Annotated in this window: 2 protein-coding genes; both read right to left on the bottom strand. The window is 79.3% G+C overall.

The annotated features are described in order from the left end of the window. The coding region (ssd, locus tag ABEB16_RS09880) for a septum site-determining protein Ssd (RefSeq protein ID WP_345712089.1) at positions 1 to 799 on the bottom strand (799 nt) is incomplete at its 3' end. 359 nt (positions 800 to 1,158) lie between these two features. Further along, the coding region (locus ABEB16_RS09875) for a penicillin-binding transpeptidase domain-containing protein (protein ID WP_345712088.1) at positions 1,159 to 2,880 on the bottom strand (1,722 nt) is incomplete at its 5' end.

Below are 2,880 nucleotides of genomic sequence, written 5' to 3'. Positions count from 1 at the left end.
ACGCCGCCAGCGCCGAGAGGGCGGCCGGCCCCGGCCGGCAGGGGACGTCGACGACGGTGAGCTCGTGGGAGCGGCGCGCCGCGGACAGCACCGACTCCACGGCGTCGGCGGGCAGGGCGTGGCTGGCCCCGCGGTCCCAGGACAGCACGTGCAACCCCTCGGCGGCCTCGACGACGGCGTGCAGGACCTCCGCCCGCAACCTGCCCTGCACGGCGAGCAGGTCGGCCCAGCGCAGCCCGGGGACCTCCTCGGCCCCCAGCAGGAGGTCGAGCCCGCCACCGAGGGGGTCGGCGTCCACGAGCAGCGCGCCGGTGCCCCGGGCGGCGGCGGTGGTGGCGAGCGCGGCGGCGAGCACGCTCGCCCCGGCGCCGACGCCGAAGCCCACGCCGCCGACGAGGGCGCCGGTGTCGCCGTGCGCCTCGGCCGCGTCGGCCATCCGCGCCAGCAGCCAGGCCTCGGCGTCGGGCAGGAGGGCGACGTGGTCGGCGCCGATCTCGGCGGCCCGCTGCCACACCTGCGGCGGCACCGCCCCGAGCGCCACGACGACGAGCCCTCCCCCGGCGACCGGGACGCCGCCGGCGAGGGCGTCGACCCCGAGCAGCTCCAGGCCCGCACCGTGGTCGGGGGTGGCGCGGTCGGGTGCGCCGCAGGCGGTGACCTCCAGGCCGCCGCACCCGGCGGCCGCGGCGATGCGCTGGACCGCGGCCACCAGCGCCGGGTCGTCCGTCCGCAGCCGGACGGGCGCCCCGGGCGGGCGGGACGGGTCGGGCCGTGGGGGGTGGGGTGGGGCGGCGCGCACGGGTTCCTCCTCGCAGACGGTGGGGGACCACCGTGCTGCGGCGCCGGCGCCGTCGCGGGCCGGGGACGGGCGCTGTGGAGGACGGGCCCCGGTGGGGGCGCCTGTGGATCGTGGGTGCGCGGCTCGCGGGCGCACGCCCGCCGCGAGGGCCGGGCGGAGGAGGTGTGGGAACGGCCCCCGCTGGGGGGGAGCGGGGGCCGTCTCACGGCCCGGCTCGGGGGGGATGAGTCGGACCGCGTGTAGCCCACAGGGCCTACACGAAACATCTTGAACCCGAACAGGGCCCCGTGGCAATTCCTCCGCGCCTTCGCACAGGTGCGTGTCGCCGGGGCGTCCCGCCCGGCCGCGGACCGCCGCGCTCAGGCGGCCAGGCGCTCCAGCAGGGACCGCGCCACCGGTGCGGCGACGGTGCCGCCGCTGCGGCCCTCGGCGACGAACACCGCGAAGGCGCGCTCGCCCTGCCAGCCCACGACCCAGGCGTGGGTCTCGGGCGGGACGGCGGTGCCGTGCTCGGCGGTGCCGGTCTTGGCGAAGACGTCCCCGCCGGGGCAGTCGCGCAGCGCGGTCGCGGTGCCGGAGACGACGACCTCCCGCATGAGCTCGCGCAGCGTCGCCACCGCGTCGGCGGGCAGCGAGGCGGCGGGGGCCGCTGCCGGGGCGGGGTCGAGCACGATCCGCGGCACGGCGGTCGCGCCCCGCGCCGCGGCGGCCCCGGCGACGGCGAGGGCCAGGGCGCTGACGAGGGTGCGCCCCTGCCCGAAGCTGGCCGCCGCGCGGTCCACCGCCGACTCCGCGGCGGGCACGTCGCCGTCGAAGGCGTCCACGCCGACGTCCCAGCCGGCGCCGATGCCGAGCTGGGCGGCGGCGCGCGGCAGGGCGTCGTCGTCCAGGCGGGAGCTGAGGTCGACGAAGGCGGTGTTGCAGGACCGGGCGAAGTCGGTGCGGAAGGTCGTCGCCCCGAAGGCCTCCCCCTCGAAGTTGCGGAAGGTGCGCCCGTCCACGGTGGCCGTGGTGGGGCAGGCGACGGGCTCCTCGGGGGACAGGCCCTGCTGCAGCAGCGCGAAGGTGGTGACCACCTTGAAGGTGGACCCGGGTGGGAATCGGCCGGTGAGGGCGCGGTCGCCGCCGGTCGCGGGGCCGTTGGCGACGGCGAGGACGTCGCCGGTGGGGACGTCGACGACGACGATCGCCGACTGCGGTCCCACCCCGGCCAGGACCTCGTCGGCGGCCTGCTGCACCCGTGCGTCGAGGCTGGTGGTGACGCTCGTCCCGGGCAGCGCCTCGGCGGTGAAGAGGGTGCGGGCCTGCGCGCCCTCCTCCGCGCCGCGCAGCTGCACGACGAGGCCGGTCGTGCCGGCCAGCCGCTCGTCGTAGCGGCGCTGCAGCCCGGACAGGCCCGCCCGGTCGCCGGCGGCGTAGCGCCCGGCCGATCCCTCGACGATCTCCGCGGTGACCTCCCCGACGCTCCCCAGCAGGGCGCGGGCGAAGGCGCGGGTGGGTGCCAGCGGGGTGCTGCCGGCGCGGAACACGACCCCGGGCACCGGGCGCAGCCGGTCCTGCGCGGCGTCGAAGTCGGGGCGGCGCAGGGTGATGACGGCGACGAAGGCGTCCGGTCGCGCGGCGCGGACGCGCTCCTCCAGGGCGGCGTCGTCGACGTCGAGGACGGCGGCCACGGCGGCTGCGGTGGCGGCGGGGTCGGTGGTGCGGGAGGGCTGGACGCCCACGTCGACGACCTCCGTGGCGGTGACGACCGGGCTGCCGTCGCGGCCGAGGACGTCGGCGCGCTCGGGCTGCTGCCGCACGGTGGTGAGGGTGGCGCCCGCGGTGAGGTCGGGGTGGACGATCGAGGGCGACCAGACCACGCGCCAGTCATCGCCGCCGTCGACGAGGCCGGCGCTGGTGCGGTAGGTCCAGGTGGCTGCGCCGACCTGCCAGGTGACGTCGCAGGTGGCGGTGGCGCGCCCGTCGCCCGCCGCGGTGGTGTCGACGCCGGCGAGGGCGACCCGCGGGCCGGCGGCCCCGCCGGCGAGCAGGCCCGCGAAGGTGCGCTCGTACTCCTGCGCGACGGCGGTGGCGGTGGC

The sequence above is a fragment of the Kineococcus glutinatus genome (assembly GCF_039542765.1).
Classification (GTDB): Bacteria; Actinomycetota; Actinomycetes; order Actinomycetales; family Kineococcaceae; genus Kineococcus_A; species Kineococcus_A glutinatus.
The sequence above is the reverse complement of the archived record's forward strand: the minus strand, read 5'-3'. Positions and strand labels throughout refer to the sequence as shown.